The sequence below is a fragment of the Ekhidna sp. genome (genome assembly GCF_965247405.1).
Lineage (GTDB): Bacteria > Bacteroidota > Bacteroidia > Cytophagales > Cyclobacteriaceae > Ekhidna.
This window is the reverse complement of the sequence record NZ_OZ252014.1, coordinates 3,700,155-3,723,811: the sequence shown is the minus strand read 5'-3', so window position 1 is coordinate 3,723,811 and position 23,657 is coordinate 3,700,155. Positions and strand designations below refer to the sequence as shown.

The following is a 23,657-nucleotide window of genomic DNA, read 5'->3' as shown; positions in this document are numbered from 1 at the left end:
TAAATCAATCTAACTCAAAGACTATGCTTAAGAATTTCTTCCTTATCTCCATCCGTAATCTGAAAAAGAATGGATTGTATTCCATTATCAATATTTCAGGTTTATCTATTGGTATCGTATGCAGTGTGCTCATCCTTTTATGGGTAGCAGATGAGGTGTCATATGATAAATTCCTACCCAAATATGATCGATTGTACCAGCTATGGATTAGTTCAGAATTTGATGATAAAGTAAATAACTGGCAGTCAGTGCCTCTCCCAACCTATGAGGAGATGAAGGTAATTGACAGCAATATTAAAAGCTCGGTGGTCACCGGATGGGGTGGCAATCGTTTGCTGACCGCTGGGGATACACGAATCATCAAACGAGGGTACTTTGTGAGCGAAGAGTTTCTGGAAATGTTTGAATTTCCTTTGGTTTCGGGTACCCATAAAGAAGCTTTAAAAGACCCTATGTCCATTGTATTGTCAGAGTCGCTGGCTAAAATTCTCTTCGGAGATGAAGATCCAATCGGCAAACAGGTGAAGTTGGAAAATGAAGGCACACTCCAAGTCAGTGCCATCGCAAAGGACGTATCTGAAAACTCCACTTTTCAATTCGATTACCTAGCGACATGGAAATATCGTGAATCTGTCAATGAATGGGTTCGCGACAACAAAGACAACTGGGGCAACTATTCTTTTCAGGTCTTTGTGGAGCTAAATGACCCTATTAGAGAGATAGATGTAGAGCAGAGCATCTACGACCTGGCGATGGAAAAAGATGGAGAACATGGCATGGAAAAGCACTTCTTTCTTCACCCCATGTCTCAGTGGCGTTTGTACTCCAACTGGGATGATGAAGGAAATCAGGCAGGTGGAAGAAGTGACTATGTTCAGTTGTTCACTGCCATTGCCATTGTCATTCTGATCATTGCCTGCATCAATTTTATGAATCTGGCCACCGCACGATCAGAAAAACGAGCCAAAGAAGTAGGTATCCGAAAAAGCCTTGGAACGAGCCGAACCCGGTTGATCTATCAGTTCATCTCTGAGTCCATCTTCATCACATTTATCGCATTCCTCATAGCTGTGCTATTGACCGAATTGGCTCTTCCTTCTTACAATACATTGGTGGATAAGGAGCTTTTTATTGACTATACTTCACCAGCATTTTGGTTAGCTTCTGTAGGGATCATTCTGGTACTCGGGATTATAGCCGGCAGCTACCCTGCCTTCTACCTCTCCTCTTTTAATCCTGTTCAAACATTGAAGGGAACCATTAAGGCGGGCAAGGGAGGAACCACACCGAGAAAAGTTCTTGTGATTCTGCAATTTGGATTTTCCATTGTATTGATGATCAGCACGATTGTGATTTTCCAGCAAATTAATCTTGTGAAGAACAGAGACCTGGGCTATGACCAGGAGCGTCTGATTGCAGTGGAGCTCACCGATGATCTGCGGGATAACTATGAGGTACTGAAACAAGAACTAGAATCATCCGGCCTGGCTGAGTCTGTTACACGTTCCAATTCACAGATCACCCAAATCAATTCCAATAACTTTCTGGGATGGCCGGGGAAACCTGAAGATCGAAGGGTGATATTTACTACCATCACCACCACTTATGATTATGCCAAAACGATGGGCATTGATGTTCTAATGGGACGTGACTTTTCCAAGGAATATGGAAGTGATTCGAGTGCGATTGTGATCAATAAAGTCGCATTAGATATCATGGGACTGGAAAATCCGATTGGCACGAACCTCGATCTGTGGGGTGACAAACGTAAGCTCATAGGCGTGGTTGACAATGTATTGATGGGTTCTCCGTATGATCCGGTAAAACCTATGTTCATGATTCTGGATGACTGGGGTGGCTACATCTCCGTGCGCCTCAAAAAGACCAATGACCTCCAGCAGACACTGGCAGGGGTTGAAGAAATTTTCACTCAACATAATCCTGCTTATCCATTTGAGTACAACTTCGCTGACGTGGAATTTGAACGAAAGTTCACGACCATCAATCTGACAAGAAAACTGGCAAGTCTTTTTGCAACACTGGCCATGATTATCACCGGTCTTGGCTTATTTGGACTTGCCTCATACACCGCTGAGCAGCGTATTAAAGAAATCGGCATACGAAAAGTACTGGGTGCTACCATAGCAAGCCTGATGGGCTTGATGTCTAAGGATTTTGCAAAATTGGTAGTTTTCTCATTCATCATCGCTGCACCTTTTGCCTGGTATCTGCTGGATCAGTACCTGGATAGATATACCATCAGGGTAGATATTGTCTGGTGGATCTTTCCGATGGTGGGGATCATTGTGCTCATCTTTGCTATCCTGATTGTCTCTGATCAGGCGCGCAGAGCAGCTAAGGCTAACCCTGTAAAATCGCTAAGGAATGAGTAACTATTTTACCAGTAAACGATGAATCGTTTTTGCTCCCGGTGTGATTATTGTCACAGCATACACCCCCGGATTTAGTTGCGTCTGTAAAGTAATTTCACCAGAGGGTTGATCCAGGTGTGTTTCGTGAGCAAGGCTTCCCGCTAAGTCATTGATCCTTACGACAACAGATGGATATAAACCGAATAATTGAATAGTCAGTTCCGATCCTTCAAGTGGATTAGGGTAGAACATAGGCTTTTCTAATGCCTCGCTATCAGTGATATGAACGACTCCAAGCATTTCCGTAGCACCATCAAAATCTACCTGGCTTAGGCGATAGAAAAGATCACCTCTATATATCTTTTGCTTCCTGAAACTATATTCATTCAACATATTGGAGTTGCCCATTCCGGCAATGAGCGCTATCTGCTCAAAAGTTTCTCCATCAAAGGACTCCTCAATCACAAAATGATCGTTGTTGATTTCAGAGTATGTAGCCCAGTCAAGGACAATTTCATTTCCTTCATTCCTTCCATCAAAGAACGCCAACTCAACGGGTAGCGGATTGCTGGTACTGATGGAACCAAAAGAGAAAGGGCTAAAGGTGGTAACATTATCAACCCTTATTGATCCCGGATCCATACTGCTGATTGCATCTACGCCATAGTTTTCCCATTCACTATCTCCTGAGTCAAAATGTGCAACACGTAAATCTGCATAATTTGCAATTTCACTCCTGGAAGCATCTTTCCAGTGTAAAGTAACATTAGCGCTGGTGAGGCTTCCGCTTACATCCAGATTCCAATACTCAATAGAGCTCACATGGTCTAAGTCCTCTCCACTGTCATCAGGTATTTCGATATTTAAATTGCCCAAAGAAGCATGGACATACTCTGCAGTGAACGATGTAGTTGCATCACCTCCAACTAAGCCTGTCACTTCGATAGGCGCCCAGATGTTTCCATCCCCCACCGGAAATTGAAAAGATTCGTTACCAATATTTTCAAGCGGACCATCAATAAATGAATCAGCTCCTCCACCGGAAAGAGAAGCACCATTTGGAAGGGTAAGCACCGCACTGGATGATCCTTGTACGATACCATCCGTCAGTGTCAGTGTTCCGGACACTGAAACATCACCCTCCAGGGTTATCTGTGGATAGGTTATTCTCGAATTATCAATTAATACGTTAACATAATTAAATCCATCAGTAGACTCTCCGGCAGTGGCAGGCCAAATCTGTAAGTTGTTTGTACTATTGAAAGCCACCAGGGCATTGTCATTGCAATCCAGAATCCCATATGCTGGAGTTCCGCGTAAAATAGTGGAGCCCACATTCAATGTGGCATCATTATTAATTTCGATTTCAACCAAATCAACACCGTCTGCGACTAAGTTGATGTCTTCTGCTGGTGTGAAAGAGCTGGCATCATTTAACGCAAGGATTGTCTTAACTCCTGATAGCGTACTCAATGTGGTCTGGCCACTAACTGTTAGCGAAGAAGTATTATTGATATTTATGGTGTTATTGACAGTGCTTCCACCTGTGCTGTTTACAATGAAATCCTGATTGACACTCATGACTGATGTACCGGAAGCACTTAGATCAAAGGTGTTTACTCCTCCACTTCGGGTCAATGTCAGATCGTCCAAAACATCAAGGGTTCCACCATTTATTATGGACACATTTCCATTGAAATTATTCCCTGTATTAGTGAAATTGAATTGACCGTTTACATCTAGTGTAGCTCCATCAATGGTCAGACTTGTTGCTGCAGTGGCTACATTTATATTCACCTGAGCTGCTTCCTGATTTGAGCTCACCGTTATGCTGTTTCCTTCAATATAAGCAACGTCCCCTGCTTGAGGATAATCTCCAGCAGAGCCTCCACCATGTCCACTGAATGACCAGTTAGCAGGATCATTCCATGCTCCATCCCCTATCGAATAATACGTTTCATCGATGTTAGAAACACAAAGTGTGAATGTGCCATCATAGCCTGTACTATAGCTATCTACCGATATGTAGTAGTCATTTCCAGCCGTAAGGCCCGTGTACGATATAGAAACATCATCCGTATTGGAGGCGTATCTATTGCAATCAATTTCAGTTGTTCCATCGGCTTCCCATAGGGCTAGCTGGGTTCTTTGCTGTGTTCCCTGGCTACCACCTCTATCCACCGTAATATCAACCGTACTACTTAAAGCAGTAAATGTGAACCATTTGTTCAATTGAGGGCCACCATTGTTCCAGCAGCTTCCCGCATTAAGATCCGGAGATCCACCTATCGTCGTGAATTCAGCATCAGCCGAACACCAGTTATTCAGGTCTGTAATTTCATAAGCTCCCGAATAAAAGTCGTAAGAAGGATTATCATTCACGCAAAGTGTAAAGGTTCCGTCGTAACCAGTATTATAACTATCTACGGATATGTAGTAGGTATTTCCGGGTGTCAATGATTCAGCTGCTTCCACTATCACATCTTCAGTATTGAACTGATACCGTTTACATGCAACCTCGGTAGTTCCATCCGCTTCCCAAATCGCCAATTGGGTTCGTTGTTGTGTTCCTTTACTACCACCTCGGTCTACGGTCACGGAAATACCATCGGTTACTGCCACAAAGTAAAACCACTTATTTAGCTGAGGACCTCCGTTATTCCAGCAGCTACCTGCGTTTCTGTCAGCAGAGCCCCCAATTGTCGTATAAGCAGCATCAGATGAGCACCAATTATTAATATCTGCGATCTCAATGGCTCCCTCGTAATAATCATAGGAAACTTCGTCGCTCAGACACAAAGAGAATGTACCGTCATAGCCTGTATTGTAGCTATCTACGGATATGTAGTAGGTGTTTCCGGGTGTCAAGGTGCCCGAAGCTTCTACCACCACATCTTCGGTGTTGAATTGATATCGCTTACAAGCAACCTCGGTAGTTCCATCTGCTTCCCAAATGGCCACCTGCGTCCGTTGCTGTGTCCCTTTGCTCCCTCCTCGGTCTACTGTCACACTAATGCTGGATGAAGATGCTACAAACGAAAACCATTTGTTCAACTGTGGGCCACCATTGTTCCAGCAGCTGCCCGCATTTAAGTCCCCTGATGCACCTATCGTCGTATACGCAGCATCTGCCGAACAGTCATTAATCAGTCCTGTAACATCGATGGCTCCTTCATAAAAATCATTCGAAACAGCATCACTCAGACATAAGGAGAAAGTACCATCATAACCTGTGTTATAGCTGTCCACGGAGATATAATAAGTGTTGCCGGGTGTCAAGGTGCCCGAAGCTTCTACTACCACATCTTCAGTATTGAATTGATATCGCTTACATGCTACCTCAGTAGTTCCATCTACTTCCCAAATGGCCACCTGGGTCCGTTGCTGTGTCCCTTTGCTCCCTCCACGGTCTACTGTGACGCTGATGCTACTGGCACTTGCTACAAAATAGAACCACTTGTTTAATTGTGGACCACCATTGTTCCAGCAGCTACCTGCATTTAAGTCTCCTGATGCTCCAATAGTGGTATAAGCAGCATCTGCGGAGCAGCCGTTGATCAAACTGGTTATATTGATTGCTCCTTCATAGTAATCGTTTGATACAGCATCACTGAGACACAAAGAAAATGTACCATCATAGCCTGTATTGTAGCTATCTACGGATATGTAGTAGGTGTTTCCGGGAGTAAGTGTGCCCGAGGCTTCCACTACCACATCTTCGGTGTTGTATTGGTATCGCTTACATGCTACCTCAGTAGTGCCGTCAGCTTCCCAAATAGCAACCTGCGTCCGTTGCTGCGTCCCTTTGCTCCCTCCACGGTCTACTGTGACACTGATGCTATTGGCAGTTGCTACAAAATAGAACCACTTGTTTAATTGTGGACCGCCATTGTTCCAACAGCTTCCAGCATTTAAGTCTCCTGATGCTCCAATAGTGGTATAAGCTGCATCTCCGGAGCAGCCATTGATCAGACTGGTTACATTGATTGCTCCAGCGTAAAAATCGTTGGATACCACATCACTCAGACACAAAGAAAAGGTTCCGTCATAGCCCGTGTTGTAGCTATCTACGGAAATGTAGTAGGTGTTTCCGGGGGTAAGCGTGCCTGAGGCTTCCACCACCACATCTTCGGTATTGTATTGGTATCTCTTACAGTTGATTTCAGTGGTTCCATCTGCTTCCCAAAGAGCTACCTGGGTGCGTTGCTGAGTCCCTTTACTTCCACCGCGATCAACTGTCAGACTAATGCTGGATGTGGTTGCAACAAAGGAAAACCAGACATTCAGCTGTGGGCCTCCATTATTCCAGCAGCTACCTGCATTCAGATCTCCGGATGCTCCGATGGTAGTATAGGCCGCATCAGCGGAACAATTGTTTATAAGCCCTGAAACTTCAATTGCATTTGCAAATGCATCATTTGCCGGCTGAGCAAAGAGTTCACCTACAACAGAAATAAAGAATAAGATAATTAAAGCTCTAACCATGCCGGGCATCCCTATTACATTTTATCAACTGATAAAAATATGTAATTCAGAAGGTTAGTTTTGGATAATTAGATGAACCCTCCTATTTGCCCGTTCAACCCGTCAGATAATAGATTACTTAATAAATACGGTCTTCACATTTACAAACTCTTTGATTCCATGGCGAGATAATTCCCGTCCAAAACCACTTTCATTGATGCCTCCAAACGGCAGTCGTGGGTCAGATGAAACCATTTCATTGACAAAGCATGACCCGGCTTCCAACTTTTCCGCAGCTAGCTTCTCAGCTTTTGCTACATCACGAGAAAATATTGCTCCTCCCAATCCATAATAAGTATCATTTGCCACCTCTAATGCTTCTTCCTCATGTTTCACTGAGATGACAGTAGCAACAGGCCCGAATAGTTCTTCCTCGTAAGCCGGCATTCCTTTTTTAACATTCGATAGAATTGTCGGGGGATAATAATACCCCTTCATATCCGGGATTTTTCCTCCCAAAATACACATTGCTCCAGCTTCAATGGATCGTTTCACCTGATCATGTAATTGATCCCGATACTTCTCTCCTACCAGCGGACCCAGGTCAGTGTTTTCATCTGTAGGATCACCGTATTTGTAAGATGACATTTCTGCAACCAAACGCTGCTCTACCTCCTCTTTAATCGATTCGGGAACAATGAACCGCTTAGCGCTGATGCAGCTCTGCCCATTATTTTTCAGTCGGCTGGCCACTGTTGTTTTAATGGCTAAATCCAAATCAGCATCTTCATGGATGATATACGGATCGCTCCCACCAAGCTCCAAAACGCATTTTTTTAGTGCCGCTCCCGCTTGTTTAGCTACTTCTTTTCCTGCTCGGGTACTACCTGTCAACGTAACAGCCTTGACATACCGATGTGCAATCACATTTGAAGCTTGCTCATTGCTGATATTTAGATTACAGAAAACCTCTTTTGGAAATCCGGCTTTTTCAAATACCGAAACAATGGCTTCCGCACACCCCGGAACATTCGGTGCATGTTTTAGAATTGCAACATTTCCCGCCATTAAGCTTGGTGCAGCAAATCGGAATACCTGCCAGAACGGATAGTTCCATGGCATAATGGCAAAGACAATTCCAAGTGGCCGATAACTCACATAGCTCTTTGAAGCATCTGTTTCTATAACTTCATCTTTTAAAAACTCCTCAGCATTATCTGCATAAAACTCACATACCCAGGCACACTTCTCAACTTCAGCTTCACTTTCCTTTAAGGTTTTACCCATCTCATCGGTCATCATTCTTGCAAAAGCCTTTTGTTCTGACCTTAACACATTAGCTGCCTTTTTCATCAAATTAGCTCGATAAACAAAAGAAGTATTTTTCCATTCCCTGAAAGCTTTTTGACTAGCTTCGATGGTCTCTATTACCTGCCCATCCGTGTGATTTGGATGATCCTTTAGTGATTGCTCGGTAGCTGGATTTATGGCTTGCATAGTATTCGCTTTTTATAATTTTCGTGAGTTTCTAAGTATCTTCTCCCAAGATTTCATATTCATGGATACCACAAAACATGTTGACAGCAGAAGAGGTTTCATAAAAAAGTTGGGAGCCGCAGGATTATATGCGTCCACATTAGGAATACCCACTCTATCATCAGCTTTTGAACAAAAACAATCGCATTTTTCCCGTATAAACCCAGTTAACGTTTCGCGAGAAAGAATTATCCGGCAGGTGGTGGGCTTACGTCCTTATCGTCCTGCCGGCTTCAATCTCAGTGTAGAGCAGTTAGAAAACAAAACCATTATTCACAACTATGGGCATGGAGGAGGTGGTATTTCATTATCATGGGGCACTGCATCACTCGCAATTGACCAAATAAAACAGCCTGAATACACCCCTGTTGGTGTACTGGGAGCTGGTGTTGTGGGTCTCTCCAGTGCTATTCTATTGCTAAAACGTGGAACTCCGGTCACTATTTACACCGAAAACCTTCCACCAAACACTACCTCCAACGTAGCTGCTGCTTTTTGGGCACCTGTTTCTGTATATGATCCGGGACAAGTAAACGAACTATTCGTTAACACATTTAACCAGGCCTCACAAATATCACAACGCATGTTTCAGGATCTGGTGGGCAAAAGGTATGGGGTATGGTGGATGAAAACCTTTTTCATGCAGGCCCCCTTCGACTTTCCCGGTGGAAAAAATCTGTATCCAGATTATAAAAAGCACAATACTGATTCTTCACCTTTTGGTCATATTTCTAATCCCGAAGAGCTGCATTCACTCATGATAGAACCTCCCATCTACATGAAAGCACTTCTAGATGATTTTTTTCAACTAGGTGGTAAGTTGGTCATTAGAAAAATGCAAAAGCCCACGGACATTCTGGAGTTGAATGAACAAACAATCATTAACTGTACGGGGTTGGGTTCCCATAAATTATTTGGAGATAAAACGCTCATACCCGTGAAAGGGCAATTGAGTATTCTATTACCACAAGCCGAAATCAATTATGGCTATGTCAATCTAACTCCAGGTGGATTGTTATACATGTTTCCCCGACAGGATGGAATCATACTAGGTGGTTCATCTGAAAAAGGTGTGGCATCCCTCAATGCCGACTCTCAGGAGACCGAACGTATCTTAAAAGGGCATCAGTACATTTCACAAAACCTAAAAGGCTAAGCTTTACGTTGAATTTAGGAGGGAAACAATTAAAGCCTTAACTTTGTTGTTGAAACAACTAATATAAACTACGTAGATTATGGAACGGACGGCACTTGCACCCGATGCACAGGAAAAAGACTTCATGCCAATTAATGGCACGGACTATTTGGAGCTTTACGTGAGTAATGCCAAGCAGGCCGCTCACTTTTATAAGTCTGCTTTTGGTTTCCAGTCTCTAGCCTATGCCGGACTGGAAACAGGAATCAGAGATCGAGAGTCTTATGTAGTAGTACAGGATAAGATTCGATTGGTGCTGACTTCACCCCTCCGAAGCGGAACCGTCATTGGTGAGCACATTGATAAGCACGGGGATGGCGTGAAAGTGACTGCTCTCTGGGTAGACGATGCGACAGTCGCTTACGACGAAGCAATAAAGCGAGGAGCAAAATCCTTCATGGAGCCAAATACCATTGAAGATGACAATGGAAAAGTGGTGCAGTCCGGAATTCATACGTATGGGGAAGTGGTGCACATCTTCATTGAACGAAAAGATTACAAGGGCATTTTCCTTCCGGGCTACCGTGAATGGAAAACTGAATACAATCCCGGGCCTGTTGGATTGAAATATGTGGACCACATGGTGGGTAACGTAGAGCTTGGCGACATGGATAAATACGTGAAGTTCTACGAAGAGGTGATGGGGTTCAAGCAAATCATGTCATTCGATGACAAAGACATTTCCACCAAATACACAGCTCTTATGAGCAAGGTGATGAGTAATGGGAATGGAAGAATCAAGTTTCCAATCAATGAGCCGGCTGCCGGACTGAAGAAATCACAAGTCGATGAATACCTGGAGTTTTACGAAGGTGCGGGTGTTCAACACATTGCTGTGGCCACTGACAACATCATCCAGACCGTAACTGATCTGAAGAACCGAGGTGTAGAATTTCTGAAGGTGCCCGATACCTACTATGATGTGCTAACGGAACGTGTGGGTGAAATCGATGAAGACATTGATGCTTTGCGACCACTGGGCATTCTGGTAGACCGTGACGATGAGGGCTATTTGCTCCAAATCTTTACCAAAACGGTACAGGCACGACCGACGATGTTCTTCGAGATCATCCAGCGAAAAGGGGCTACCTCTTTCGGAAAAGGAAATTTCAAAGCACTGTTTGAGGCGTTGGAGCGTGAGCAAGAGTTGAGAGGAACATTGTAATATATCATTCACTACTAATCACACTAGAAGGAGCTCGAAAGAGCTCCTTTTTTATTTTTCTTAAAATGCAACACAAACTCATTTATAAATCGAATCTTTATATCTTCATTTGTAAACAAACTGTAAAATGAGGAAGTACCTATTTGTTTCAACAATAGCAATAACTCTTCTGTCAGCATGTAATATCCCCAAAGAGGATATGAGACAAGCAGATGTTATTAAAACCACTAAAAGCGACTCTTCAAAAGTCGGAATGGTAGCAGCCGCCCAACCTTTAGCGACACTGGCCGGGGTGAAGATACTTGAATCAGGGGGCAATGCAGCAGATGCAGCTATTGCAACAGCTTTCGCAATAGCAGTGGTTGAACCTACTATGAATGGTATTGGAGGTCGTAACCAGATTTTAATAAGGTTACCAAATGGTAGTTTTATTGGATATAATGGAATGACGGAAGTTCCGGCAAACTTCATTGCTGATAAAGATCTACCAAATTCGGGTCATCGAGTTGTCGCAGTGCCAGGTGTGGTGGCTGCACTCACTAGGTTACACAAAGAACATGGATCTATGCCTATAAGTGAATTGATGAAACCGGCGATAAAGTATGCAGAGGAAGGTTTTGAACTGTTAGAGGGTGAGGCAGAAAGGCACTCTTCAGCACTTGATATTATTAAACATGACCCAGGATTTAGAAACTATATGCTTAAGAAAGATACAACGACCTTTAAAGCTGGAGAAATTCTGAAACAACCAGACTTAGCAAATACACTCAAACGAATAGCCAATTCAGATGGTGATGATTTCTATAGGGGAGAGACAGCCAGAATCATTTCTAAAGATATGAAAGCTAATAATGGTTTTATAACCTCCGAGGACCTTGCTAACTATCGAGCGTTAGATGCAAGATATATATCTACGACATATCGAGATTATGAAATTCATTCCATTCCAGCTCCAGCAGGAGGTGGTTTGGTGGTAAAGGCACTCAATATAATGGAACAATTTGAGCTCTCTCGGATGACTGATGCCCAATGGGCAATAATTGTCAATCAGGCTTTAGCGTACTCTATTGAAAGTATGGAATATGACTATCCTGAAACTGATTTAAATAGGGTTCAAAGCAAAGAATGGGCAATAGAGAAGGCAAGACAGATTATCATCCCAAAATCATTACAACCGTCCAAAATTACTAGAGTAAGTAAAAGCCAAAATTTGCTTGCAACTAACACAGATTGGACTGGAGATATTTGGGGCCAAAATAGTCATCATACAACGCACCTTGTCACAGCAGATAGCTCTGGAATGGTGGTATCGATAACCCAAACTATTGGCCCTTTGTTTGGGTCGAAAGTAATTACTCCTGGACTAGGATTCGTTTATGCCTCCACGATGGGTTCTTATTTATCTGGAGCAGATCAGGATCCAGGATCAAGACCAAGAACCACAATAGCCCCGACAATAGTGACAAAAGACGGTGAAACTGTATTGGTGTTAGGCGCTGCGGGTGGCTTAAGAATTCTCTCAGGCATTGTTCAAACCATTTCCCGTTTTGTGGACCAAGGTATGAATCTTGAAGAGGCTGTTTCAGCTCCTCGGATTCATCCAGAAACTGAATATAATGATGGGGATAGAGAAATATTTCCAACAAAGTTTAGTGCAGAGTTTACCCCTATCAATGGCTGGACTTCTGAAGACTCGATTTACTGGCAAAGCCAAGGATTTGAAATTATAGCAACCACAAAATATGGAGCGTTCTCAAGAGTTCATGCTATTGCTCGAGATCCATATACTAATACATGGGTAGGAATGGCTGATTTGGACTGGGAAGGAAGTGCGGAGGGAGCAAATCCAATTCCTGATAAGTAATAAGCCAGGCTGGTTTTTCTTGTAGCTAAGAGTGCAGGTCTGTTGGTGTCAACACCAACAGAAGCGGAAGGCTGATGAAGCAGAAAAAAGAAGTGAAGAAATTGGAAGAATTGCATTAGAACTCAAACAAGAAAATCAAGCTTTAAAGGCAGAAAAGAATTCAATGAATGGAAAGATCAATAATCTTGAAACCAGACTTGAATTTGCCCTTGACCAATTAGAAAAATGTCAATAAAGGTGAACTAGATACCTGAACTTCAAATGAAACCAATCACCCTATCCATCATCTTCCTCACGCTCTTCTGTTGCACTCCAAAGCAAAAGCCACTACCTGATCCGCTGGAAGCCGGATGGAATAATCAACCCGTTTGTGAGGTTTTGGAAGAAAATGAAAACATGCGGGCACTGAGGTGTACATTCCCACCCGGCATTGGGCATGAGCGACACTACCACGAAGAACATTTCGGGTATACCATCAAGGGCAGTACATTCAGAATTACCGATGCATCAGGTACAAGGGAGGTGAATGTTCCCTCCGGTAGTAGCTTTTATAATGAAAAAATTGAGTGGCACGAGGTGCTCAATATCGGTGATAGCACGGCAGTTTTCTTGATTCTGGAAACTAAGTAGTTGTTCAGAATTAATCTTTCTCGGTGTAATTGGTAAATACCTTGTCCAGTAAGTTTATCAGTGTTTCGTATTCTTCTTGAGATAAATTAGTCCAGCCCAGCTTTCGTGATTCCTCTACTGCAGGGGTTGCCTTTCGGATAACATTATTGCCTTTCGGAGTAATACGGACGTGATATTTTCTACCATCGAATTTGTCTCTAACTCGTTCAACTAGCTTTTTTTTGGCTAGCAAATCTACAATACGTGACACAGTCGGCTTGTCGCGAAAGCTCATATTTGCCAGATCGGTTTGATACATGTCCTTCTCTCCTATCTTGGAAAGGATCACCCATTGTTCCGGAGTAATGTTGATCTTTTTGTCCTTAAATCTGTTGATTAGATCGTGACGAACCACTTTATAGGTTCGGTCAATAAATGAACCTATTTCTTTGAACTCTGGCATAATTCGCTAAATATATCTCATTTTACATTATGTATGAACTTACCTTTCGGTGAAAAAAATCAAACAAAGATTTAAGCGGGTACTAAAAGCTCCTTAACTAAGTTATTTTTGAGGGATAACAACAAAGCTTGAAAAAGGTTTTAATTATCATATCCATTTTACTGCTGGCTGGAGCAGGATATTTCACCTACGATAAATGGGTCAAACATGCGAACCTGACAACCTGGAGCTTTGTCCCCTCAGATGCGTCGTTGGTAATAGAGGGGGAAGTCATTGAAGATTTACACACGCTTCAGGGTTATCCCGCATGGTCCATCATAGAAGAGTCTACCGCATTTGATAACTTCAGAAAAGGACTCTCGTTCCTGGACTCCATCAACGGAGAAGGGGGATTCAGAGCTGTTTTCGAACGAGCTCCTGTACTGGCATCTGTACACAAAGTATCCAGCAGTAATTTGGATTTTCTATTTATCGTAGAGCTTCAAAATATCTCGCAGAATACGTTTGCCAATGCTGCAATCGGGAGACTCCAAAAATCCGGCTACCGATTTAGGACCAGAAACTATAATGATTTCAAAATCAGTGAGATCAGTAAGGATGGTAAAACACTGACGTTTATTTTCTACAAAAACTTTTTCCTTGCCAGCTTCACCCCCTACCTCATCGAAGATGCCATTAGAGTCATTAGCGACTCTGCACTCCCGGCATTTCGAGAAAAATTCAACAAGCTAAATGATACCGGCGCTCAGGGCCTGGCTTCCTGCTATGTAAATTATGAAAAAGCCGGAGCGCTGTTGGGAGCTTTTGCTTCCTCAGATGCTGACTTTTCCATGACCGCAGGAAACTACGAACTGATGCTGGACTCTTCCTTCCTGCAATTTTCAGGCTTTTCTTATGCTGCTGATAACGGATGGATCAGAACTCACACCGAACAACCTGCAACTTTTGATATGGCGGAAGTAGTTCCTGAAAAAACGGCCTATCTGATGCATATCACCTCAACTGAAATGTCTGATTGGAAAGAAAAACAAATTTCTTACGTTCAATCCCAATACCCAGATATAAAAAAGCTACAAGATTCGCTTAGAACTCAGTATGATTTTAATGTGGATCAGGTATTCGATCTGGTAGATGAAGAAATTGGGATTGCCACCCTCGAATCACCAAGAGCTGGTACTCAGCAGAAGCTCATGATCCTGGAGGTAAAAAATACGCAGGAGTCGTTAAACTTTTTCAGTCAGCTTACACAACGAATTGCACTGTCTCGTGGTGATTCTGTTTACTCCGAATCGTATAGCGATAATGAGATTCGTTTTCTGGCAATTAGGGATTTCCCTTCCACACTATTGGGTGATATGGCCGCCGGATTTGATCAATGTTTCTATATCAACCATCGAAACTACCTGATTTTCTCAAACGACCTACTGGAATTGAAAAACCTTATAGCATCAGTGCAAAATGAGGATACCTGGGGTAAATCCATCCAGATGAACAACTTTTTTGGAAGGGCAAACAATGCAGCAAATGTCAGCCTTTTCGTGAATGTCCCACGAGCATGGAACAATATTACCACATCACTGAAGCCGGAATGGCAAGAACACTTCAAGGAAAACACCAATACTTATCGATCGATTGAGCTGGCTGCCTTTCAGTTTAGCTATCTGGATGGCCGATACTTTACTAATTACACCTTCACGCAACCTATTAGAAGAAAATCCAGCATTCCTAAAACCAATGCAGACAATGGTGTTCGATTTGTAAGCGCGCTAAAAACAAAACCATTTTTAGTTCGCACGCATGCTCATAAAGACTTTGATATTCTTCTTCAGGACAGCACAAACACGGTTTATTACCTTGACCCAAATCAGAATGCCTTATGGTCAGAAAATGTGGAAGGGCGTGTTATCAGTGATATTTATGCCATTGACTATTACAAAAACGGTAAGATTCAATACCTTTTTGCCACAGCATCTAAGGTATTTATGATTGACCGAACCGGCACATCGATACCGGGCTATCCTAAGACGCTCCCTTCTTCTTCGAAAATAGGACACCTTAACCTCATTGATTATGATCGCAGCAGGAATTACCGACTTGCCATCACAGATACGGATGGTAATATTTACCTGACGGATAAGGACATGAAGTTACTTACCGGCTGGAATCCAAGAAAAATGAATCGAACGGCAATTGGACCCATGGATCATGCACGTCTTGGCAGAAAAGATGTGATGATCTCCCTGCAGCAAAATGGGGTGATCAATCTGATGAACCGAAGAGGTGAATTTATGAACGGGTTCCCTTTTGAAACACGACAATCCCTAAGCAAAAACTATTTCCTTAGGCAATCAAATTCACTCAGCAATTCCTCTTTGACCGTCATATCTGAAGGAGGTGAGCTAACGGAGGTCACGCTCGAAGGAGGGGTGGTAAAACGAGATCAGCTCATTAAAACCAGCGCAGATACCCGGTTTCGGTTAATCTCCGATACGGGTAATGATTCATTCATTATCATTAGAAACAGAGGCAATACTTACGAAGTGCTGGATGATACGGGTAACCTTTTATTTAGCAAAGATTATTTGTCCGAAGGTCCAATCCTGGTCCAATACTATCAATTTGGAGCGGGGAAAGATCTGGTGATCTTTACCGATCAGCAGAACAAAGCCCTTTATATCTATGATAAATCTGGTAACCTGATAACTGGTAATCCGCTGAATTCCGAATACGAAGTAAGTCTGATCTATTCCAGTGCGAAGAAAGAATTCCAGGTTTTCACCACGTGGGAAGAAAACCTGGAACTTTACACCTTCAGTTATTAATTACTTTGCATGTTGTGATTTGATGCCCTCCAGCATAAGGGCGGCTATAAACCACCTTTAGGTGAGTAGGTCCTTCATAATCACCGAACAAACGAATTCCACTTCCCAGGATGATTGGGTTGACTTTTAGCTTCAGTTCATCTATCATTCCATGCTCCATGAGCCAACCGGCAAACATGCCCCCGCCGCATAAATAAATATCACTTCCAACCTCTTCTTTCAGCATTCGCACCTTTTCAATTTCGATTGGCACCACATTAACCTGCTCACTTGCATTTGCCAATTTCAGATTATTTGAGAATATGTAATGATCCATGTGAGGGTAGGCAGGATCGCCTGGCTTTAACCCAAATTGATATCCAAACTCATAGGTCCTTTTGCCCATGATTACGGTATCAAAAGATTCCAGATCATACATATACTGATCCACCATCTCACCTTCTGGAGCGAACATACCAATATCATCATCCTTTCCGGAAATGTATCCGTCAAGCGACGTAGCTACATAGTAAACGATCTTTCTCATACGCCACCATTTAGACTTTAACCGTTTTCCATTTACCTCTCTTAAAGAGGGCGATAGCAATCACAGCATATAGGCTGTGACAAAAAGCAATGCAGAAAAAGACCCCATCAGGACCCCAATCATAAACCATCGCCAGAAGGTAGGCCATCGGAATCTGGATCGCCCAGAAAACAATCAGACTGATCACCAAAGGCGTATACGTATCTCCGGATCCATTGAAAGCCTGCCCGATCACCATCCCATAAGCAAAGAATATGTAACCGAAACAAATAATTCTCAATGCCTGGATACCAATATCGCGTACATTATCCGTCGCACCAAACAGTGCCAATATCTGATTCGCAAAAATGAAAAATACAATGGCCACCACTACCAGAAATATCGTGTTCCAAAGAGCTGTTCGCCAGGCAGATGTCTCTGCCCTATTCGGCTGACCTGCACCCAGATTTTGTCCAACCAAAGTAGCAGCAGCATTAGCCATCCCCCACGAAGGAAGCAACGTGAATACAATGATCCGGAAGGCTATGGTATAACCGGCAAGTGCTTCCGGTCCAAAATTGGCAATTACCCGTACCAGAAAAATCCAGCTCGCAGACTCTACCAAAAACTGAAACACACCTCCAGTAGAAACCACAATCATTTCCTTGATTGTTTTCCACTTTACCACAATATTTTCCCAACCAATCCTTACAATGGCTTTTCCGTTCAGCAGATGAAATAGCTGATACACCACTCCAATCGATCGTCCGGTTGTGGTTGCAATAGCAGCACCTTCCACCCCAAAAGCCGGAATGGGACCATATCCAAAGATGAACAATGGATCAAGCACAATATTCAGTCCATTGGCAATCCACAACGATCGCATAGCAATGGAAGCATTACCCGCCCCCCTGAAAATAGCATTGATAAGGAAGATCAAAATGATACTAAGATTACCGGCATACATAATCTTTGTGTAACCAACTCCTTCAGCAATTAAAGATGGGTCCCCTCCCATTAACCGAAGGATGTCCTCAGCAAAGATGAAGCCCGGAACACCCAACGCCACACCTACGACTAAAGCCAGCAATATTGCTTGAAAAGCAGCATTGTTTGCCCGATCGTAGTTTTTCTCGCCAATTCTTCGTGCCACGATGGCCGTAACTGCCATACTTAACCCAACCGCAATTGAGTAAATAATCATCAACACCGATTCAGTCAAGCCTACAGTTGCCACAGCGTTTACGCTTACTTTGGCAACAAAAAAGACATCAACCACTGCGAATAAGGATTCCATGACCATCTCGGCGATCATAGGTATAGACAATAGTATAATCGCACGGTTGATACTACCGGTAGTAAATTCAGTTTCTTCGCCCTTTAAGGCGGATATAAAGAGTTTAAAAACTCTGGATATAGAGAATGATTCTTTCGTCATTTCTAGATGAAATTAGATGTTTTGAACCGCGCACATAGTGTGACGGCCTAGTAAATAGTTAAGAAATAGAAACGGATAGTTTGAGATACCCAGCCTTGGGGTTACCCTCGGATGCGTGAGGGCGTGGTATTTACAATCTCAGCGAATAGAATCATAAGAATACAATAGTAGCGTATTTTCCCAATTTATGTTGCCAAAACAACTTGAAATTTTTAGAATCAGTCGTAAATTCTTTGTTTCCTTCAAAATTGTCTTGGTGCATATGCTTATATACAAAATAAATACATGAGCATTTTTTTGATCAAATTGGAGTTTTCAAACATGTTTCTAAAGGATTGATCTTAGTAAATCATTGATCCAAAAAAGATCTTCTTACAACGATAATCTTCTTAAAATACAATTCATATCTACATAATTGATTATTTTGCCATCTTAATGGATCACGACTACAGCCTGCTAGTAGAAAACCTAAAAGGGAGAAGGTATGATGAGGCCTTAAGAGAGCCTATGCTTTCTGACGCTTTTCATCAATCCGGCTATTCGGATTGTCTGCTTTATGTATTGGAGTCTATGGTTGAAATTGATGCCTCCTATGCCTATAAGGTCTATGCTAACTCCCGTAAAATTCATGAACTCATTGCCAAATCATTGAAGAAGCGTGGCTATGATGTGGACTATCGGTACCAGGGTGCATTAAAAACATTTACTAACATTTTACTGTATGGCGATGTAGAGATCATCGTGATAAAGAAAAACCTGTCTGACAAACCACATCAGGATATGCAGACGTTGGCCATGGATTTACATGATACATTACGAAAAGATCCAACTTTTAAATCGATAGATTATAGTGATAAAACCAGGATTCGAATCACTGCTCAAAAGCCGACATGCGAAATTGATATCCTTCCATCAATGTGGGTCAATAGTGCTGAATATCTCAAGACCAAGAACGAGATTTACCGGGGTATCGCTGAATTCGATTTTAAGAACAAGAAAGTAAAGAAGTATCTTCCCTTCCTGAATATTGCCCGAATCAATTCACGGGATCAGCATACCAATGGCACACTCAAAGCAATGAGCAGGCTGCTTAAGACTTTAAGAGCTGATTCTGAAGATCGAATTGAGCTTAGAGATTCAGAGATCAATGCCATTCTCTATAATATGTCGCAAGAGGAATTGACTGTTCCTTTAAATAAGATTCTGACCCTTCTGCCGAAAGTAGAAGCGATGCTTGATAAACTTTCGAAAGACACCAGCTACTTCAGTCAGATGCTTTCTCCTTCCGAAAAGGATCGTGTCTTTGCCGGAAGACCTGAAAAGCAAAAAGAGATTGGAAAGCTAAAAACCTCTCTATCTCGATTGATCACAGATGTGAAAAATGATCTCGAGATTCACAACAAGTCCCTCACTTCCGAGATTCCGTATCTGGAGAATTAGACCAGCCCTGCTCGTTTCAAAAGTGCCTCAGGTGTTGGCTCCTGCCCTCTAAACTTCTTATAGAGTTCCATTGGGTGCTCAGTTCCTCCTTTGCTCAAGATATTTTCCTTAAAAGAGTTAGCTGTTTTCTTATCAAAGACACCATTCTGCTGAAACAGCGAGAAAGCATCTGCGTCAAGTACTTCAGCCCATTTGTAGCTATAATATCCTGCAGCATATCCTCCTGCAAAGATATGGGCAAACTGTACACTCATGTTGGTTCCTCCCACTTTAGGAAACAACTCAGTAGATGCAAAGGCGTCATGCTCAAAAGCTCCCACGTCGGTTATTTTATTGGCCTCTTCAGGTGAAAGGCTGTGCCAGCCCATATCCAATAGACCAAAGCTAAGTTGCCGTACAGTAGCATACGCTTCATGATACGTTGAAGATTTTTTTATTCGCTCAACAAGATCAGCAGGGATGAGCTCCCCTGTTTCATAGTGTTTCGCAAACATATCCAGACACTCTTTTTCGTAGCACCAATTTTCCATAATCTGAGATGGAAGCTCCACAAAGTCCCAGTACACGCTTGTCCCCGATAAGCTTTGATAGGTGGTATCTGCCAGCATACCATGCAAGGCATGTCCAAATTCATGAAATAAGGTCGTTACCTCATTGAACTTAAGCAATGAAGGATGATTCGCTGAGGATGGGGTGAAATTACAAACAATGCTTACCTGAGGCACCACACGCTTTCCATCCCTGTTGCATTGATTTCTATAGGAAGTCATCCATGCTCCACCGCGCTTACCATCCCTGGGGAAAAAGTCTGTCAGAAAAACTGCAACCACCTCTCCTGTTTCATCCAGTACTTCATAGGCTTTTACATCTTCATGATAAACTTCAAGTTCTTCATTTGACCTGAAAGTGATCCCAAACAATTTCTCTGCAGTAGTAAATACTCCTTCAATTACATTTTCCAGTTTGAAATAAGGTTTTACCAACTCATCATCCAGCTCGTACTTTTCCTTTCTTAGCTTCTCAGAATAGTAGGCCCAATCCCATCGTTGCAATTCGATATCATGGCCTAATGACTTGATATATGCTTTGATTTCCTCTACCTCTTCCTTGGCTTTTGGAAGACTTTTATCCATTAGGTCATTCAGAAATTCAGATACTGTATCTGGTGATTCCGCCATTCGCTGTTCCAGGATGTAGTGCGCAAAGGATGAATAGCCAAGCAAAGCAGCCATCTCCGCCTTCAACCTGATCGTTTTAAGGATCAACTCCTGATTGTCTCGATCATCTCCCTTGAAGCACTTGGTCATGTACGCTCTGTACATCTTCTCTCTCAGCTCCCGATTGTCTGCATATTCCATGAAAGGAATGTAGCTGGGTGCCTGCAATGTGAAAATCCAGGCTTCTGGTTTGCCTTTCTTAATAGCCAACTCTTTTGCACGACCTTTTACATCCTCCGGTAAGCCAGAAAGATCACCCTCATCTTCAATCACCAATTCAAATCCATTGGTTTCGGCCAGAAGGTTCTCCGAGAAGGTCAAAGAAATCTTCGATAATTCTACGCTTATCTCCTTAAACCGTTCTTTTTTATCACCTTCCAACTCAACACCTCTTCGAACAAAATCTAGATAGGTCTCATCCAACAGTTTTTTTTGCTCATCGCTCAAATCAAGCTCATCCTTTTTCAAATAGACAGCTTTCACCCGCTCGAAAAGCCTGGAATCCTGCTTCACCTCGCTATTGAAAGCAGAAAGTTTTGGAGATACTTCCTGAGCGATCTTTTGCAGGTCGTCAGAGGTTTCAGCTGAGTTTAGATTGAACAGTATTGAGGCATTTCGGGAGAGCTTTTCACCACTACTTTCCAGTGCTTCAATCGTGTTTTCGAAGGATGGATCTTCATCATTGTTGATGATCTCATCAATTTCCTTTTTTGCCTCTTCCAATGCTTTGTCTATCCCCTCACTGTAATCATCCGTCGTGATTTTTGAAAATGGGGGTAGCTCGTATTTTGTATTGAATGTGGATAAAAGAGGGTTTGACATCTGCCGTATTAATTATATTTTCGAAAATAAAGCCGCAAAGTTAATTGCAGCTACTAATTACTTTTGCATCAAACAACCTGACATATGAGATTTGTTCTTTCAACCATCATTTTATTTTCATTTTTATTCATCCAGGCACAAGAAGATACCTATGTGAGTTTGAGAAGTCCGCATGGTTCCGTAAAGACCTTCCTGGATAATTTACAACCCGAACACAGAAACGACTCCCTGGCAGCTCTACCTTTCAAAACATCTGACCGGTCACTGGAGCTGGCCAAAAAATCTGCAGTGAAATTCAAACGTGTCCTGGATGGCAGAGGCATATTTATTTACCTGGATGAAATTCCTAAGAATTCAGCTTACCAGGACTCTGTAAGCAATAAAAACAAATATGTAATATTGGATGGGTACCCGAATATTTTTCTACTCAGAGCAGGTGATAACAAGTGGTATTTCTCCGACTCCAGTATTGATAAGATCGAGGAAATGTATCAGGAAACATTTCGATTTGGAACTGGTGAGCTACTTAATCTTCTGCCTAAAATGGGGACAAAAAAGACCTTTGGGCTATACACCTATCAGTACGTGACCATTTTCATCCTTGCCCTGATCAGTGCCTTGGTGTATAAAATATTTGCCTTCTTCACCGAGCGGATATTCAGCAGGATTGTGAAACGACTCAACTACCAGGGTGAAGCATCTGAAAAATACCTGTGGCAAATCGCTCGTCCGACCAGTGTATTCATAATCGTATTGCTCCTTTTACTGGTCACACCGGCACTGCAGCTACCGATCACCTACTCCAAGTATGTGAACTTAATCTTGCGAGTAATGGTGCCACTATTCGGTACCGTCATCGTGTATCGGTTGGTGTCCATCACAAGTGTGTTCCTGGCACGCATGGCACAAAAGACCGAAAGCACACTGGATGATCAGCTGGTACCACTACTAAGGAAGACGCTGAAAACCTTTGTGATCATAATCGGTACACTTCTTATCCTTGACAATTTGGATGTCCCCATCTTGCCGTTGCTTACAGGTTTATCCATTGGAGGTTTGGCCTTTGCATTGGCTGCTCAGGATACGATTAAAAACTTCTTTGGTTCGGTCATGATTTTTGTGGATAAGCCCTTTCAAGTGGGCGACTGGATTACCTCGAATGATGTGGATGGAACGGTGGAAGAAGTTGGGTTTAGATCTTCCAGAATCAGAACTTTTAGAAACTCGGTGATCTATGTGCCGAACAGTAAACTGGCGGACAACACGATCGATAATCACGGACTAAGGAAGTACAGACGTTTTTACACGCAAATTTCAATCACCTATGATACTCCACCTGAAATGATCGATGTGTTCGTAAAAGGCCTCAGACAGATCGTGGAAGATCACCCGAAAACATGGAATGACAACTACCACGTGTATTTCAACGAGATGTCAAGCAGCTCACTGAATATCATGTTTTACATTTTCTTTAATGTCCCTACCTGGGGAGAAGAACTGCATTGCAGGCATGAAATTCTCATGAGTATTATGAAGCTTGGAAATGAACTGGGTGTCAACTTCGCATTCCCTACTCAAACCCTGCACATCGAGAATCTGCCGGGACAACCTTCCCTCTCACCTGCTTATCTCTCTGAAAAGGAAGCAGAGACGAAGCTGCAGACGTTCTTTAAGAAAGGGTAGAATAGCCACAAAGAGAACCTGAGAATAGAAAAGTACACAGGCAAAAGACACTAATAGTCTCC

Annotated in this window: 15 protein-coding genes; 9 read left to right on the top strand and 6 right to left on the bottom strand. The window is 42.6% G+C overall.

The genetic code is table 11. The annotated features are described in order from the left end of the window. The first annotated feature begins 23 nt into the window (after window positions 1-23). Window positions 24-2,393: an ABC transporter permease gene (locus ACP14Y_RS17205; RefSeq protein ID WP_424964133.1), complete on the top strand. Its 2,370-nt coding sequence runs from the start codon at window positions 24-26 to the stop codon at window positions 2,391-2,393. On the opposite strand, the gene ACP14Y_RS17200 is transcribed toward ACP14Y_RS17205, so the two are convergent. Then, complete coding sequence (locus ACP14Y_RS17200) at window positions 2,394-6,857, bottom strand: T9SS type A sorting domain-containing protein (RefSeq protein ID WP_424964132.1); 4,464 nt, start codon at window positions 6,855-6,857, stop codon at window positions 2,394-2,396. A gap of 114 nt (window positions 6,858-6,971) precedes the next feature. Continuing rightward, complete coding sequence (locus tag ACP14Y_RS17195) at window positions 6,972-8,333, bottom strand: NAD-dependent succinate-semialdehyde dehydrogenase (RefSeq protein WP_424964131.1); 1,362 nt, start codon at window positions 8,331-8,333, stop codon at window positions 6,972-6,974. A 61-nt stretch (window positions 8,334-8,394) separates the two neighbouring features. On the opposite strand from ACP14Y_RS17195, the gene ACP14Y_RS17190 reads away from it, so the two are divergent. From ACP14Y_RS17190 to ACP14Y_RS17170, 5 genes are all read left to right on the top strand, one after another. After that, window positions 8,395-9,528: an FAD-dependent oxidoreductase gene (locus tag ACP14Y_RS17190; protein WP_424964130.1), complete on the top strand. Its 1,134-nt coding sequence runs from the start codon at window positions 8,395-8,397 to the stop codon at window positions 9,526-9,528. Window positions 9,529-9,607: 79 nt separating this feature from the next. Beyond that, the gene (gene hppD / locus ACP14Y_RS17185) at window positions 9,608-10,732 is read left to right on the top strand and encodes a 4-hydroxyphenylpyruvate dioxygenase (RefSeq protein WP_424964129.1); all 1,125 of its coding nucleotides are present in this window, start codon (window positions 9,608-9,610) and stop codon (window positions 10,730-10,732) included. Between the two features lie 127 nt (window positions 10,733-10,859). Next, window positions 10,860-12,596 carry a gamma-glutamyltransferase family protein gene (locus tag ACP14Y_RS17180; protein ID WP_424964128.1) on the top strand — a complete coding sequence of 579 codons (1,737 nt, stop codon included), beginning with the start codon at window positions 10,860-10,862 and terminating at the stop codon, window positions 12,594-12,596. Window positions 12,597-12,627: 31 nt separating this feature from the next. Next, complete coding sequence (locus tag ACP14Y_RS17175; protein WP_424964127.1) at window positions 12,628-12,831, top strand: hypothetical protein; 204 nt, start codon at window positions 12,628-12,630, stop codon at window positions 12,829-12,831. Window positions 12,832-12,857: 26 nt separating this feature from the next. After that, a complete protein-coding gene (locus ACP14Y_RS17170; RefSeq protein ID WP_424964126.1) occupies window positions 12,858-13,226 on the top strand; it encodes a cupin domain-containing protein in 369 nt (122 codons plus the stop codon). Window positions 13,227-13,236: 10 nt separating this feature from the next. Here the strand turns inward: ACP14Y_RS17170 and ACP14Y_RS17165 are convergent, their stop codons facing one another. Then, complete coding sequence (locus ACP14Y_RS17165) at window positions 13,237-13,668, bottom strand: MarR family winged helix-turn-helix transcriptional regulator (protein ID WP_424964125.1); 432 nt, start codon at window positions 13,666-13,668, stop codon at window positions 13,237-13,239. Window positions 13,669-13,796: 128 nt separating this feature from the next. On the opposite strand from ACP14Y_RS17165, the gene ACP14Y_RS17160 reads away from it, so the two are divergent. After that, window positions 13,797-16,490 (top strand): hypothetical protein, encoded by a 2,694-nt coding sequence (locus ACP14Y_RS17160; RefSeq protein WP_424964124.1) that lies wholly within the window; start codon window positions 13,797-13,799, stop codon window positions 16,488-16,490. On the opposite strand, the gene ACP14Y_RS17155 is transcribed toward ACP14Y_RS17160, so the two are convergent. Then, the gene (locus ACP14Y_RS17155) at window positions 16,480-17,016 is read right to left on the bottom strand and encodes a dihydrofolate reductase family protein (RefSeq protein WP_424964123.1); all 537 of its coding nucleotides are present in this window, start codon (window positions 17,014-17,016) and stop codon (window positions 16,480-16,482) included. The genes ACP14Y_RS17160 and ACP14Y_RS17155 overlap by 11 nt on opposite strands. A 10-nt stretch (window positions 17,017-17,026) precedes the next feature. Next, window positions 17,027-18,433, bottom strand: coding sequence for an MATE family efflux transporter (locus tag ACP14Y_RS17150; protein WP_424964122.1), 1,407 nt, complete (start codon window positions 18,431-18,433; stop codon window positions 17,027-17,029). Between the two features lie 435 nt (window positions 18,434-18,868). On the opposite strand from ACP14Y_RS17150, the gene ACP14Y_RS17145 reads away from it, so the two are divergent. Further along, window positions 18,869-19,873, top strand: coding sequence for a hypothetical protein (locus tag ACP14Y_RS17145; RefSeq protein ID WP_424964121.1), 1,005 nt, complete (start codon window positions 18,869-18,871; stop codon window positions 19,871-19,873). Here ACP14Y_RS17145 and ACP14Y_RS17140 read toward each other — a convergent pair. Next, window positions 19,870-21,912 (bottom strand): M3 family metallopeptidase, encoded by a 2,043-nt coding sequence (locus tag ACP14Y_RS17140; protein WP_424964120.1) that lies wholly within the window; start codon window positions 21,910-21,912, stop codon window positions 19,870-19,872. The two genes, ACP14Y_RS17145 and ACP14Y_RS17140, sit on opposite strands and share 4 nt — an antisense overlap. Before the next feature lie 84 nt (window positions 21,913-21,996). Here ACP14Y_RS17140 and ACP14Y_RS17135 point away from each other — a divergent pair, with 84 nt between their 5' ends. Continuing rightward, window positions 21,997-23,595 (top strand): mechanosensitive ion channel family protein, encoded by a 1,599-nt coding sequence (locus ACP14Y_RS17135; protein WP_424964119.1) that lies wholly within the window; start codon window positions 21,997-21,999, stop codon window positions 23,593-23,595. Window positions 23,596-23,657: the final 62 nt, after the last annotated feature.

Coding starts and splice junctions, on each gene's coding strand:
- hppD (WP_424964129.1), top strand. CDS start 9,608: ATGGAACGGACGGCACTTGCACCCGATGCACAGGAAAAAGACTTCATG.
- ACP14Y_RS17145 (WP_424964121.1), top strand. CDS start 18,869: ATGGATCACGACTACAGCCTGCTAGTAGAAAACCTAAAAGGGAGAAGG.
- ACP14Y_RS17200 (WP_424964132.1), bottom strand. CDS start 6,857: ATGGTTAGAGCTTTAATTATCTTATTCTTTATTTCTGTTGTAGGTGAA.
- ACP14Y_RS17165 (WP_424964125.1), bottom strand. CDS start 13,668: ATGCCAGAGTTCAAAGAAATAGGTTCATTTATTGACCGAACCTATAAA.
- ACP14Y_RS17155 (WP_424964123.1), bottom strand. CDS start 17,016: ATGAGAAAGATCGTTTACTATGTAGCTACGTCGCTTGACGGATACATT.
- ACP14Y_RS17170 (WP_424964126.1), top strand. CDS start 12,858: ATGAAACCAATCACCCTATCCATCATCTTCCTCACGCTCTTCTGTTGC.
- ACP14Y_RS17205 (WP_424964133.1), top strand. CDS start 24: ATGCTTAAGAATTTCTTCCTTATCTCCATCCGTAATCTGAAAAAGAAT.
- ACP14Y_RS17180 (WP_424964128.1), top strand. CDS start 10,860: ATGAGGAAGTACCTATTTGTTTCAACAATAGCAATAACTCTTCTGTCA.
- ACP14Y_RS17150 (WP_424964122.1), bottom strand. CDS start 18,433: ATGACGAAAGAATCATTCTCTATATCCAGAGTTTTTAAACTCTTTATA.
- ACP14Y_RS17140 (WP_424964120.1), bottom strand. CDS start 21,912: ATGTCAAACCCTCTTTTATCCACATTCAATACAAAATACGAGCTACCC.
- ACP14Y_RS17190 (WP_424964130.1), top strand. CDS start 8,395: ATGGATACCACAAAACATGTTGACAGCAGAAGAGGTTTCATAAAAAAG.
- ACP14Y_RS17195 (WP_424964131.1), bottom strand. CDS start 8,333: ATGCAAGCCATAAATCCAGCTACCGAGCAATCACTAAAGGATCATCCA.
- ACP14Y_RS17135 (WP_424964119.1), top strand. CDS start 21,997: ATGAGATTTGTTCTTTCAACCATCATTTTATTTTCATTTTTATTCATC.